The organism is Brucella cytisi (genome assembly GCF_038433355.1).
GTDB classification, from domain to species: Bacteria; Pseudomonadota; Alphaproteobacteria; order Rhizobiales; family Rhizobiaceae; genus Brucella; species Brucella cytisi.
On sequence record NZ_JBCAUP010000017.1, the window covers coordinates 32,748 to 46,325 of the forward strand.

Below are 13,578 nucleotides of genomic sequence, written 5' to 3' on the forward strand. Positions count from 1 at the left end.
TAAAGGATAGATAAAGCGGTCTATCAATAAAAAATGTTCTCAAAACAGCGTCATTTTGTAAACAGGGGCAATTAAATAACGAGGAATATTACTCCGCATAGTCATTGTTCCAATTCGGAACGCAGAACTTGGTTTATACATTCAGTTCCTGCACTCATGATTGTAAGACACACCGAAAAAAGGGCAAGGTGGCGCCACTGCGAATTCAATTTCATTTATTCTCAACGGCGGTCGGCTCGAAAGCGCCACATCACATGTTTGTTTTTGAGCGCTGCGCCGGCATTGTCAGGCTGGTCTCAACAGGGGCGGAACCGCTCACAAGCTGAAAAGCGCCGTCTTTTTCCACGAACGCGGAGAAATCCGTGATCGGTCTTACGCCAGCTAGGCATTCCGCGCTTCTGGCCTTAATCTGGTAGTGCTATCGTTAACTGGAATACCTGCTATCTCTGTGTCGCCACTCAGTTGGGAACACATGAACCTCACCGGAATCTATTCCGAGGATGTAGGACAGCAAATGATAAACAGCTTTAGGACCTTGCGCCGAGCCGATTCTTGTCCCAAAGGTATGACTGATCAAACGCGATGATGTGGCGTTTTGAGTGTTGCGCAACTAATCAACGCCAGGCACCGGTGGGCCATTAAAACCGCCTTTAACTAGTTCTTGAGCGCAATCCATGCAATCGATCACGAGCCAACCCTCAGCCGAACAAAAATCCCTTTGTTTTCTTGATTTTTAAGCGCTTCTCGTGCCGTGGTAGAAAACAACAGGAGTTATGTTCTTGAGCATTCATGGCCCCCGTCCCGATCTATGTCCAGAAGCTGTTGCCAAGCGCAAGAAAGCTACTGATCAGGCACGTGCCGCAAATATGCGGCAGGGTTATTTGCACGACCCTTTGTTGGAAGCAACAACCGCAGCCTACGTCGCGGGCGATATAACGCGCGACGAATACAAAGCGCGCGTTGTACGCAAGCCTAAGTAGTCGCTCGTCAAATTTTCGGTTTGTAATGGGCGAGTTTGGTGGCTCGATCTTGAGCTGGCTAAGCTATGCAGAGACATCCTGAAACGAGCATCACCTATTCGACCTCGGGCGTGAGAGGAGGTCAGTCAAGCCTTCGGTTAGATTTCGCTTCTCGCTTCACATCTATGTTTGCACCGATACCTTATGTTTTTAATGGCAGTGATGATCGGTGTAGTTTGCTTATTTAGACGATAATGCTGTCCAACGCTGCTAGTTTGAACGACTATCAGACACGTCACAAATTGCCCGACCATCGCTTTCCTGCTGATAATCTCAAGCGTAGAAAGATCATTCTGAAGGGCCTTCTTTGACATCTTTGAGCATCGAAGCGGCCGCGAGCTCGCTACGGCGCATTTTGATAGCGCGCTTCGCTCGCGGACTTCCAGCGCCTCACTAACAACGACGCGGTTTTGGGCAACACATTGAACGAAAAAGGAAATCCCCTGTTTTCTTTACAGGAGCAACATATTGTCTGTTTTACACCGGTGATGTTGTTTGGTCCAAGTATGCCATGAAACATGTGATAATGAAGGAGTTTTACAGTTCATCACAAAAGATAAAGTCGTCCCACTATAATGCTGACTGTAGTTCAACCCATTCAGGATCGCTGTTCGACCGTGAATGTCGATTTCTGGAGCGGCTGTCCGCAAACCAGCCATGCTTTCGATGGTGTCCGGAATCGCCTTCGGGCCGTGCGCGGTCTGACGACGGGGACTTGAAATCTGATTACACTAAACTAAGACTCTTCAATACTTTTCGCAAAGTGGAAACGCTGTGATAACCCGCTTCCACGCTAGCCACAGCCAATGGAGCTCCTTCGGCCTGCCGGCGCATGACATGCGAAGCACGCAAGCGCTGCCGCCATTCGATAAAGCTCATACCCGTCTGTTGGCGAAACTTACGCGTCATGGTCCGCCTGCTCATTCCCACCTCTTCTGCCCAATCGTCGATAGTGAGATCCAGCCCGGGATTTGCAAGAAGGCTCCGACAAAGTTTCCGTAGCTGCTTTTCGGTTGGAAGCGGAACCGTCAGCGGTTGTTTGCGGGCGTTGCCGATTTCGTCCAGGATGAGAGCGGAAAGATGCCATCCGCGTCCGGATTCATCATACAGCAGCGGCTCCTTCACCAGCGCCTGAATGCTGGCGTCCAGCAATGCGGAGACTTTAAGAACTCGCGTCTCCTCCCATGAACCGCGCAAGGTGTTCTCTTCCAGATAAACCGAGTACATTTCCGTTTCGCCAAACGTTTCCACCGCGTGCGGCAGATCAGGCCTTAGTAATACAGCATAACCGCTTGGCAGCATGAAGGCGCCTTCTTCGGTAAGCGCCGTCATGTAACCGGTAGTCCCATAAAGCAATTGTCCACGCCGATGACTATGCCAGCCAAAATTCATGCCGGTTTTGTATTCACGTCTCATGACGGCCAAAGGCCGTGGTGAATCCTGATAATCGATGGCGTGTTTCGGTCGCATGCGAATTTCCAAGTGGCCCAATTTGACTGAAATTGTCATATTTGATGGAAATTGCAGATTTTCGACCCGATTGCAACGGAGTTTGGCCTGACTCCACCAAGCTTACTGAATATAAATCAGCAACGTCACGCGTTCATCAACAGGCGCAAACTAGAATTATTCTAAAACTCTGGTTTGCGCAACGCCAGAATAATTTCATTGCCCGCGGCATGACAGCCATCGGGTGAAAGTATCGCTTACTTGACGGGCGGTAAGGAGAGCTGAATTGAATACGTGTGTTGCTGCACGCAAAAGGGGCACCAAGACCAAAGGACGCACGAGCGTCAGATTTTTGCTGGAAACCGCTTTTCTGGGCGGCGCGGCTTCAATTGCACTAGTGGCACAATCCACAGCGCAGGACGCGGGAACCATCCAGCTTGACGTGATTGAAATCCGTACCTCAGATGGTAAAGGCCCCCGTGCCCCTGTAAAAGGTTATATTGCCGAATATAGCCGTGCCGCAACCAAAAGTGACGTGCCGATCCGCGAGACACCGCAGTCTATTTCGATTGTTACCCGTGACAATATGGATGACCGCGCGGTGCAGTCGGTTAGCGAAGCGATGCTCTATAGCGCCAACGTGAACGCACAACGGTATGGAGCGGATGTCCGTTCGGACTATTTTACCGTACGCGGTTTTCCTGCCGATCTTTACGTGGATGGCTTGCGCCTTCCGCAAATTGCCAGTCAACCAGGCGGATATTCGGGCTTCGTCGTCGAACCTTATTCACTGGAGAGCGTGGAAATCCTGCGCGGTCCAAGTTCCGCCCTGTTCGGACAAAGCAATGTCGGCGGCATCGTCAATATGGTGAGCAAGCAGCCGCAGGCCGAGGCTTCGAGGGAGATTTATCTACGCGGTGGAAGCTTTGAACGTAAAGAATTCGGCGTCGATATTACAGGCCCGATCAACAACGATCCGCGTTTCACCTATCGTTTGAACGGAATTTTCCGCGATAGCAATACGTCCTACGATCTCGGCAAGAACGATCGAATTGCGATCAATCCCAGTTTTGCCTGGCGACCGGATGCGGATACCAGTCTTGTTGTTTCCGGTGGCTACCTGAAGGACAATATGGGTCAGGCCGGGGTGATAATCCCGGCCTATGGCAGCGTATTGCCAAACCCGACAGGGCAGACGATTTCACGCGACTTTTCCGATGGCGACCCTCGCAATGCGATCTACAAGAAAGAGATCGGTTATGTGGGCTATGATTTCGAACATCGCTTCAACGATACGTTCACCGTGCGTCAGAATTTTCGCTACTCGCATATGAAGACAGATTACCGCAATTTGTTCACGGGGGTCATTCCCACTAAAGGCTGGGATGGACATACGATCCCCCGCACCAACTATCTGGCCCAACCTGAACTCGATGCTCTGGCCGTCGATACGCAACTGGAGTCGCGTTTTGATACGGGGCCGTTGGCTCATACACTCCTTGTGGGAGTGGACCAGCAATGGCAACGCCTCGACAATTATACCGCGTCGGCAAGCGGCCCTTCGCAGGATCTCTTCAACCCGACATACGATCAGCCGCTTGCCGAGCTGTCGCCGACGACGCGGCTCTTGCAGAAACAGTACCAGACCGGCATTTATGTGCAGGACCAGATCGAAGCTGGCAAGCTGCGCGTTACGCTGGGCGGTCGCAAGGATTTCGTCAGCATTCGTTCCGAGCAAACCAGACTTTCATCGGGAATGACCACTGATTACAAGCAGGACCCCGACAAATTCACGGGCCGCGTGGGCGTAGCCTACCTATTCGATTCAGGGTTTGTGCCATATGCTTTGTACTCGACCTCATTCTTGCCGACGTTGACACTCGCAGACACGCCACTCAAACCGACAACCGGGACATTAAAGGAAGTGGGTTTGAAATATGCGCCGGAAGGCGAGGATTACACGGTTACCCTTTCTGCTTTCGAGGCCGAGCAGCAGAACGTTGTGAATCGTATCTCCGGCGTCTATTATCAAACCGATGAGGTGCGGGTTCGCGGGATCGAGTTTGAAGGAACAGCACGCTTGTGGGACAGGCTAAGCCTGACCGGTGCACTGAGCTTCCAGGACCCGGAAGTCAGCGAAAGCCAAAATCCTGCACAAATCGGCAAGTTGCCTTATACCGTGCCAAAGAACCAGCAATCCTTGTTCCTGAGCTATGACATGCCGCTGCCGGGTAATGTCGAAGGCAATCTGGTCGTTGGAGGTGGCGTGCGCCGCATTGGAAGAACGGCGGGCGACACGCTCAACACCTTCTATGTGCCGTCCTATACGCTCGTAGATGCTTTCCTGCGCTACGACATTGGCAGTTACAGGCTGCAAGTCAACGCCTATAATCTGGGTGACAAAAAATATGTCGCTGGCTGCAATTCTACCAGCCAGTGCTATTATGGTCAGGGTCGTTCTATCGTGGCAACGACAAGCGTTCGATGGTAACGGTTTTTTTGCGGCGTGATATTCTTGTAGGGGCGGCCCTGGCTGCCCTTACGACGGTTGCGCGCGCAGAACCTTCAAAAATAGTAACGCTCGAATGGTCGGCAACAGAGCTTCTTCTCTCTCTCGGGATCGGCCCGGTCGGGGTTGCGGATTTAGCTGGATATCGCCAGTGGGTTAACATCGAGAACAACAAGCTTTCCAAAGCGGTCGATGTCGGCGGGCGTCAGCAGCCCAGCCTGGAAGCGCTCATGCGGTTGAAACCCGACCTGATAATCACATCGGAATTGCGCCATGGCGCTATTGCGGATCGTCTAAACGAAATCTCACCTATCTTGTTAATCGATACCGGTACCGACAAGTCCGACTTCTACAGCAACATTCAAACAGGGCTTTTAGCTTCCGGGAAAGCGGTCGGACGGGAGTCGGAAGCACGTGCGGAATGGACCTCTTTTGAAGGTCGTCTTTCCAACGCCCGAGCGAAGCGCTCGTCGCAGGAAACCAGAATTGTCATCGCGCAGCCATTACCTGGCGTCGCCCGTCTGCGCATCTTTACATCCAATTCCGCCGCGATGACGACACTTGCGAAAGCAGGATTTTCCCCGGCGGTCGACCTTGGTAGTCAATCCTTCGGCTTTACGACATTGGGACTTGAAGATCTCGCAATGTTGAGCCCCGATACGCATCTCTGCCTTCTTGACGATGAGCTCCCTCGGGAATTGACGGAAAGCTCCCTTTGGTCTGTCCTCCCAATCGTCGCAAGCAATCAGGTCTACGCACTTGGCCCCGATATTTGGCCTTTCGGTTCCACCCGTTCTATGTTGCGTTTGCTGGAGCGCGTGCAAAGTGCGTTGCCTGTCTGATACCAAAAATCCGACAGCGTGTTGTAAAGGAACTATGCTTCAGCATCTCACCGACCTGGTGAAAGCACGACGCTATCGCGATTGTCGGCGCATCAACAGAATAAACAACGGCGCTCCGATGAAGGCGGTGACAATCCCTGCCGGAATTTCCTGAGGTGCTATAAGTGTTCTTCCGAACATATCCGCAAAGGCGGTGAGAATTGCTCCCATAAGCGCTGTTACTGGCACGAGCTTACGATAGCGAGCACCACCGCATAGCCGAGCGGCATGCGGAGCGATTAGTCCTACGAAGCCTATCGCTCCGACCGTCGCTACAGCACCCGCCACCGCCAGTGATGCCAAAAGCATCGTCCAGACGCGGGCGTACATCGTATTGAGGCCGATTGATTCCGCCTCATCTCGTCCCATAGCAAGAATATCGAACCGCCTTGCAAGCATCATTAAGAAGGGGATGAGCGCGAGCCAGGGAGCCAGTGCCGCCACATCCTGCCAATTGCGGCCATGCGTGGATCCTACCAGCCAGGAAAGCGCTTCGGCGACCTGTAATTTGGCATCAATGACGACGACTGTGCTTACTGCAGAGAGGCTCGCGGCAACAGCAATACCGGTCAGCGCGGTTCGCTCTGGCGACATTCGAACCGAGAGAAATGAAATGCACAAGACCACCAGGCCTGACCCGGACACGGCAAGAAGCGCGAATAGCGGACTGGTTGGCACGACACCGATCAAAAGTCCGGCAAGTCCGGCAAGCGCCGCCCCTTGAGACAATCCCAGCGTTTCCGGACCTGAAAGCGGATTGCGTGTGACGAGCTGAAGCAACAGTCCAGCACATGCAAGCAATGCTCCGGCGCCCATCGCGATCAATACACGGGGAAATCGCAGTGCAAAGACGGTATCCCAATCAGTTTGCCAACCGGCGACTCCGTCTCCGAAGACGAGGCCAAGCAGACAAGTCGCTACCATCAAACAGACGAGAACGGGATAGAGCGTTGCTTTTTGCTTAAACAGAACGTTTTCCGAAACAACGTTTGCGCGGGGACGTGTTTCTCCTTTGATCCTTCGAAGAACGAGAATCAGGACAGGCGCGGCGAAACAGGCGGCAAAGACCCCGGTTGGGATAATCGCACCATCGCTGCTCAACAACTGTGCTGCAATATCGGCCGCAAGAAGGGAGACTGCTCCCAAAAGGCCAGCGGCGGGTAGCAAAATACCATGTCTGTGGAACCCTGCAGCCCGCAGAAAATTCGGGACAGCGAGGCCAATGAACCCAATAGGTCCCGCGATCGAAACTGCCGCTCCCGAAAGAACGACGGTAGATAATAAACCGATGATGGCCGGCGCTTTTCCCAGTCCAAGCCCTGAGGCCATATCATTTCCAAGCGCCATTACATCGAACTGTCGTCCTGACAGGGTGAGCAGTAATATTCCGCCAATGATCAGGGGGGCGAGGGGAGTTGTCCTGTTCCAGCCGGATTGCTCCAGAAGACCTGAAGACCACAGGAGAACGCCCGATGCACGATCGTCGGCCATAAGGACAATTGCTGATGAAAGTGCAGAGAAGGCCAGGGAAATAGCCACCCCTGCGAGAGCAAGCCGAACCGGCTGTGCACGTAACCCGCCGCCTACCAGAAGACAGAGGCCTCCGCCGATGGCGCCCCCTAGAATGGTTGCGAGAAAACCTGGAAACGCAAACGGAAGCAATAAACTGGCCACGATGAGACCCAGTTGCGCACCGCTTGTGACAGCCAGTATGTCAGGCGCAGCAAGTGGATTGCGCAAAACTGTTTGCATGATCGTGCCCGCAATTGCTAGTGCGGCACCGACCAGAATAGCGGCGATGGCCCGAGGCAAGCGGATGGTTTCAATAATAATCTGCGCCAGCGAACGGGGCCGCATCGGCGCCTGTAAGACGTCGGACAGTCCGACATTACCGCTGCCGAGAATGAGTTCGGCTACAATCAGCCCCAGCAGAAGCACCGACGCCAAAATAAACAGGCCGAAAACAAAGAGTTTGGGCTTCGCGGCTTCCGCGACAACATCCCGTGATGTCATCTCGCGGCCTGATCGTGATCAACGGCAATCCAGCGCGGAAGACAAAAGGAGATCGGCAAAAGAGGATGGGCGATAACGTCCATGTCGAACTCAAAGGCTTCCTTCAGATGCTGTTTCGTCAGAACGCTTTGAGGGGCGCCCGATGCCATAAGCTGCCCTTTACGCATCAAAATAACATCGTCAGCCAGCTCAATTACCTGGTTGAGATCGTGGAGCACAGCTATGATGGTCAGGTTCCGCTCTGTGTTGAGCTTTTTTAGAAGCGTGAGTAGTTCCGACTGATGCCGGATGTCGAGAAAGTTCGTCGGCTCGTCGAGGAAAAGTACGGAAGGGCTCTGTGCGAGTGCAAGAGCGACCCATGCTCGCTGCCGTTCACCGCCCGACAACGAAGCGACCTGGCGGTGTCGGAGTTTGTCGAGGCCGACCTGTGTGATCGACTGCGCGATTATTGCCCGGTCTGACTGCCCTAGACGCGAAAACAATCCACGGTGGGGATGGCGACCATTCTCAACGAGTTCCTCGACCGTAAGACCTGCAGGAACTTCGGGCATCTGCCCCAGTACCGCGACCTTTCTGGCAAATTCCGTGCGGCGCATCCCGCTAATGTCGCATCCCTCAAACAGCACCTGGCCTCGCGAGGGCTTTTGCAGGCGTGCCATGCTACGCAATAATGTGCTTTTGCCCGAACCGTTAGCGCCGCATATCGCAGTAATCCGACCGGACCTGACGGAAACGCTAACAGATTTCAGTGCTGGCGAAGCGTCATAAATGACGGATAAATCATTTACCTGAATGACCGGCGGCTTCGTCTCCATTTTCGAATTCTGTTCCGTCAAGGTTCAGGAGGCTTTCATTAAAACTGGGAAGATTTGAATTAATAACAATTCCTGACTGAGGCAAGCGACTTTCGAAAACGTTCACACCATGCGTGAACAATTCGACGGTTGTTTCCCAAATGGGTTTGGCACTCTTCACCGATACTCCCGCAAGTTAACCTGAATCCCAACCAGGCAGGGCACAAGCCAGAGCCTTTTTCGTAACGAGATATAAACAATTTCCTCGCAGCGAAGTCCGCGCGAGGCCGGAAGTAATCTGTTATCAGCGTTTTTGACATTCTACCTGGGGCTGACACCGTCTGTTGCATGGCCGTTTCTCTAGAAATCATGGCCGGTTCGCAGCAGCCAAACTGAGTGGAGCGTGATATCGTGCGAAGCTGGTGAATGGAGAGGATAGCGACATTTTTTTTCAAAATCCGTGGAGGTTTAGTTGATGAGCATTCCAGTACTTCCTCCTCATGACTATCCCGATACCATCGCGCGCCTGGTCGTTGGATTGAAGGTCGAACTCGCTTTTGCCGGCGAGACGGAACCGCATAAGCACCGCAAGGACCAGTTGCTATATGTCATTGAGGGGCTCATCACAGTCGAGGCCGAGCGCGGCGTATGGACGGTCCCGCCACAATGTGCGATCTGGATTCCAGGCGGTGTCATGCATTTTGCCAGGGCGACTGGCCAGGTGTCGATCGGCAATCTGTACGTCGAGCCTGATGAGTGCCGGGGCCAGCGCCCAGATTGCGGTATTCTCTTCGTCCAGCCTCTCCTGCGCGAATTGATCCTGCGTTTCGTCATCGAGCCGCATTGCTACCCGGAGGGGGATATCCGCGAGACGCGGCTTGCGTCGGTCCTGATGGACGAGCTTGAGAGAGCGCCAGCGGAGCCGCTGCGTCTCCCTATGCCTTCGGACCGGAGATTGAAGCGGCTCGTCGATATGCTGATGGACGATCCTTCTTTAAGGCTCAATCTGGAAGAATGGGGCGCTTGTATCGGTGCGAGCAATCGCACCCTGACAAGGCTGTTTCACCGTGAGACCGGCATGTCGTTCGGTCGCTGGCGGCAACAACTGCATGTCGGTCTTGCGCTTCAACGATTGGCGGACGGCGAATCCGTAACGAACACCGCACTCGATTTGGGATATGAGAGCCCGAGTGCCTTCAGCGCCATGTTCCGGCGGATGCTCGGTACAACTCCAGCCCGTTATCTCACCGAGACGATGTCCGAGACGAGCGCTGGCGGTCAAGAGGATGTCATCCATACGCGCAAAAACGCGATCGGTTACAGACCCGATGGGCAAACAAGCAAGGTGATTGCGATGTTTCAGACGAATGACGACACCAGTTATTCGACTAAAAAGTGCTGATCCTTTGTGCGCTCGACCGATGGTGAAACGCAAGCTGCACATATCTACTGTCAAAGACGAAAAAGCCCAAACGCTAAGCTTGCAGTTTGCGGAATGCCCGCTCCCGGATTTAGGCCCGGTTGTTGGGACTTCGGCAAATACGCCCAGACGGGCGCGCCGAAATGCTGTGATGGGCCAGGATCAGTGGGAGAAGATCGCTTCGCAGGCCTGAAAATTCCAGACCTTCGGGTACGCCTAAGGCAATTCCTGTTCAGCACCTCAAGGAAGTCTGCCCGATCCGCATTCCTGGTGTCGCTCCAGATATTTTCGATTGAGCATGTCCACCGCTTCTTTGGCATCTCTTTCACTGAGGCCAGACTGCTTATGCCCGTCGATAGAGATGATCTCTCCGTTGAAAACATCGAAGACGCATCAGGTCATGTCATGCTCCCGGCGCATGTCAAATCCATTTTTAATCATAGCCATTCCTCCGTTGGATCAGATAAATGCATATGAAAAACGAATGACACGAGCTTCTGTTCGATCAATTGGAGTTACTGGGCAGTATTAACCGTGCGCATTGGCTGTCCGTCACGGAACATTCACGCAATATCGGCATAATCTGCAGATGACCAGGTGATTACCGCCGGTATCTCGCACACAAAAGCAGAACGCCTGCGACCAAAATCGGAACACTGCCACCGATCACCAGTTGATCGCCGCTGGCATCAAGGAATTGCTGAATCGTCATAAGAAAATATCCCCTCACATTACAAGTAAACAGAAATCCATGAACAAAACAACATTCTTCGCGTAGGCGAGACACGCCATTTGCTTGCCGTTATCGCAGGCGCAGGTCGACGGTATGACGGCCATTTTGTTGAGGCTGAGTATCGATACAGGCCTGATGAGTAAATGGAAGAGCCTGAGACCGGTTTCGATAGCGGGGTTTGAAACGAAACGTCCGGAGCTGGGCAAAGACCGGTTCAATTTGATATGAGATTTCCAAAAGGAAAGTTATGACATCTTGCTCCATGTGCGAAACATTGCACTCGTCGCATTCATATCAGCTGGCAATCTGCTCAAATGGAAATCGTGCGGATACTATCTCTCTCGACAGTCTTCGTTCAGTCGGTGGGAAGCGTTCATTCCCCACTGCCTTTTTCAGCGTTTTCCAGCCGTGCCAACAGATTAGAGAACATATCCGAATTCTCGTTAGTGAATGTCGTGTTTAGACGATTTCTCAATGCGTTGGCAAACGCATCGGAAGGTTGCGGGTGGTTAGCTTTCGCGCGCGAAGCAGAAGGTCGCATTGAGTTGTTAGGGGGTATTTGTTCGGGCATCGACCAAGGCCTGTTGAATTCCGTTCGTGGACAAACCTGTTACGGCGGAATTTGTTCCAGACAAGCTGTCCGCATTCTGACTTTACCAGTCTCGGACAGGTCTCCCAACTTGTCGGGCCGCGCTTGGCAATCCAGTTCTGTTATCCAAACGGATCACTACGTCGCGAGGAAGAAGCTGGCATTGTGCCATAGGATTGGGCGCCTGGCACGGATGAGACATCGTGTCGGCTCTGATATCGCTGATGAGCGATACGTGCAGACAGTTCGCACAGATATTCACGGTCTCTCAATCCGTTCTCGTAGAGCATCATAATGCAGGATGCCAGGTCCGACGCCGAATAACCGCGATCGCCTTCTTCAAGCAAAATGGCTGCGTTGCCGAAGCAACTGCGCATGAATCGGATCTCCGATGGATTGTAAATTCGGCTCGCTTCGTTGAAAAGCGGCATGTCAGTCTCCCTTTAGCTTTCGCTAGTAGAAACCCCCGACAACAGTTTAATAATGTGATGCAGTTTTTCTTAATGCAAATCACAATATTCGCGCCGGCCATATTAATGAATCTGGATTGACGGGCGCGCCGGTTAGCTGACGACTTCTGTTATGTTCTGGTTTGCAGGGCTTGGTCTGTTAGCACAAAACCGCGGGTCCAGGTGGAATTTTTGAAACATTCGGATGTGGTTCCGCTGGATTTACGTTCCGATTTGACAACCCAACAAAGGAAGCGCAATGCCCGATGACGAACACAGTGAAGGATCCGGCCAGCGTGGCGCAAGCAAGGGGAACGAATAATGCAACGCGGCACTTCAGTTCGGCTGGCCGGATCCGTATGTAGCATGACAAGCAAGGTGTTATTTGGCTTTGGGAAGGAGAACGCTTATTTCGATGCCGTTCTGCAACCAGTTGCGTTGTACACTGGCGTTTAGGGCAGCCGAGAGTGCCGACTCCAGCCGGGTCCCGAAACCCTCAGTATCGGATTCTTCGTGTTCATTCCGCGCTGTTTCGGACCATAGCAGCTGGAACGTATCTTCGGTTTCAATTACAGAAACAGACAAATAGCCGCCAGGCGTTGAAACCGCTCCATGTTTGGCCGCATTGGTTGCGAACTCGTGTAGCAAAAGAGACAGATTGCTCAGTTGCTTTCCAGAGATGGCAGGATTGGCACCGGTAACACTTATGTTTTGATGATCATAAGGCTCCAGTATGGTGTGAAGAAGGGCATGAAGAGAAATTGACGCTGCTCCATCGTCTTTCCAATCGGGTATTGTAAGTGCATGAGCTCTGGCCAGTGAAGACAGCCTGGATTGTAAGCGTTGACGTAATTCATCAACCGTTTTCGCTTCGCGACCACTTAATGAAACAATCGCGTTTGCCAGTGCAAAAAGGTTCTTGATGCGATGATTCATTTCACCCATCAGAAGGTGTTGCTGTTCCTGAGCGCGGCGTTGCTCGGTGATATCCCGGGCAATTTTGGATGCTCCGATGATTTTGCCTCCTGCATCCCGGATCGGTGAGATGGTCAAAGAAATATCAAAAAGAGTTCCGTCTTTTCTCTTTCGAACGGTTTCAAAATGATCGACCCGGTTTCCTGCTCGAATTTGCGCTAAAATTGCGGGTTCCTCTCGCAGGCGATCATCCGGAATAAGAATGGTAATCGGCCTTCCTATAATTTCATCAGCCTCGTAGCCGAATAACCGCTGGGCCCCCCTGTTCCAGGTTTTAACTTTACCGTCGAGATCCTTACTGATTATAGCGTCATCAGAACCATCGATGATGGCTGCCAGCCAGTCACGCAGGTCTGGATCGGTGTCATAAAAACTCGTTTGCCACGCATATGCCCCGGAATAGGAATGTGAGGGCAACCATATTTCGCTCGGCTGATCCACGTTTTCTTCACTCATTGTATCACCCGCAAGTTGGATCGGTTTATACTGATTACGCCATAAGCGCCTCAGAGTCACTTTCACGAGTGTTTGCTCATTCAATAAAGGGACGGCGCGTACAGCATCGTTTCTTCGAAAATGAGTAACGTCAGTGGAAATCGATAATATAGCCAAAATGCAAGAGCAATAGTCTTAAGGGGGAAGCGGCGAAGTGTCCAACCGCCTGCGTCGATCGCACAAGCAAGGCGTTAATGCGACAACGACTTCCCATTGGGCTCTGCCTTTACGTGCAGGACCGGTTACAACGCC

Annotated in this window: 9 protein-coding genes and 1 pseudogene; 5 read left to right on the forward strand and 5 right to left on the reverse strand. The window is 52.6% G+C overall.

Translation table 11 applies throughout. The features are described from left to right. Positions 1–268: 268 nt before the first annotated feature. Positions 269–586: pseudogene (locus AAE521_RS16765) on the forward strand (Tn3 family transposase); the annotation flags it as partial. 187 nt (positions 587–773) lie between these two features. Next, entirely contained in the window at positions 774–980 is a 207-nt protein-coding gene (locus AAE521_RS16770; protein WP_374864919.1) for an antitoxin VbhA family protein, read from the forward strand. A 765-nt stretch (positions 981–1,745) separates the two neighbouring features. On the opposite strand, the gene AAE521_RS16775 is transcribed toward AAE521_RS16770, so the two are convergent. After that, positions 1,746–2,489, reverse strand: a complete 744-nt coding sequence (locus AAE521_RS16775) for an AraC family transcriptional regulator (protein ID WP_342061901.1) — start codon at positions 2,487–2,489, stop codon at positions 1,746–1,748. 265 nt (positions 2,490–2,754) lie between these two features. Here AAE521_RS16775 and AAE521_RS16780 point away from each other — a divergent pair, with 265 nt between their 5' ends. Then, positions 2,755–4,959, forward strand: a complete 2,205-nt coding sequence (locus tag AAE521_RS16780) for a TonB-dependent siderophore receptor (RefSeq protein WP_342061902.1) — start codon at positions 2,755–2,757, stop codon at positions 4,957–4,959. Further along, positions 4,953–5,819 (forward strand): ABC transporter substrate-binding protein, encoded by an 867-nt coding sequence (locus tag AAE521_RS16785; RefSeq protein WP_342061903.1) that lies wholly within the window; start codon positions 4,953–4,955, stop codon positions 5,817–5,819. The genes AAE521_RS16780 and AAE521_RS16785 overlap by 7 nt, the downstream gene beginning before the upstream one ends. Before the next feature lie 72 nt (positions 5,820–5,891). Here the strand turns inward: AAE521_RS16785 and AAE521_RS16790 are convergent, their stop codons facing one another. Both AAE521_RS16790 and AAE521_RS16795 read right to left on the reverse strand, forming a co-directional pair. After that, a complete protein-coding gene (locus tag AAE521_RS16790; RefSeq protein ID WP_342061904.1) occupies positions 5,892–7,871 on the reverse strand; it encodes an iron ABC transporter permease in 1,980 nt (659 codons plus the stop codon). Continuing rightward, positions 7,868–8,686 (reverse strand): ABC transporter ATP-binding protein, encoded by an 819-nt coding sequence (locus AAE521_RS16795; RefSeq protein WP_342061905.1) that lies wholly within the window; start codon positions 8,684–8,686, stop codon positions 7,868–7,870. The genes AAE521_RS16790 and AAE521_RS16795 overlap by 4 nt, the downstream gene beginning before the upstream one ends. 454 nt (positions 8,687–9,140) lie before the next feature. Here AAE521_RS16795 and AAE521_RS16800 point away from each other — a divergent pair, with 454 nt between their 5' ends. Continuing rightward, entirely contained in the window at positions 9,141–10,067 is a 927-nt protein-coding gene (locus tag AAE521_RS16800; protein WP_342061906.1) for an AraC family transcriptional regulator, read from the forward strand. A 1,462-nt stretch (positions 10,068–11,529) separates the two neighbouring features. Here the strand turns inward: AAE521_RS16800 and AAE521_RS16805 are convergent. Together AAE521_RS16805 and AAE521_RS16810 are read right to left on the reverse strand one after the other, a co-directional pair. Further along, positions 11,530–11,784 (reverse strand): hypothetical protein, encoded by a 255-nt coding sequence (locus AAE521_RS16805; RefSeq protein WP_342061907.1) that lies wholly within the window; start codon positions 11,782–11,784, stop codon positions 11,530–11,532. Between the two features lie 453 nt (positions 11,785–12,237). Continuing rightward, positions 12,238–13,287: a PAS domain S-box protein gene (locus tag AAE521_RS16810; protein ID WP_342061908.1), complete on the reverse strand. Its 1,050-nt coding sequence runs from the start codon at positions 13,285–13,287 to the stop codon at positions 12,238–12,240. Positions 13,288–13,578: the final 291 nt, after the last annotated feature.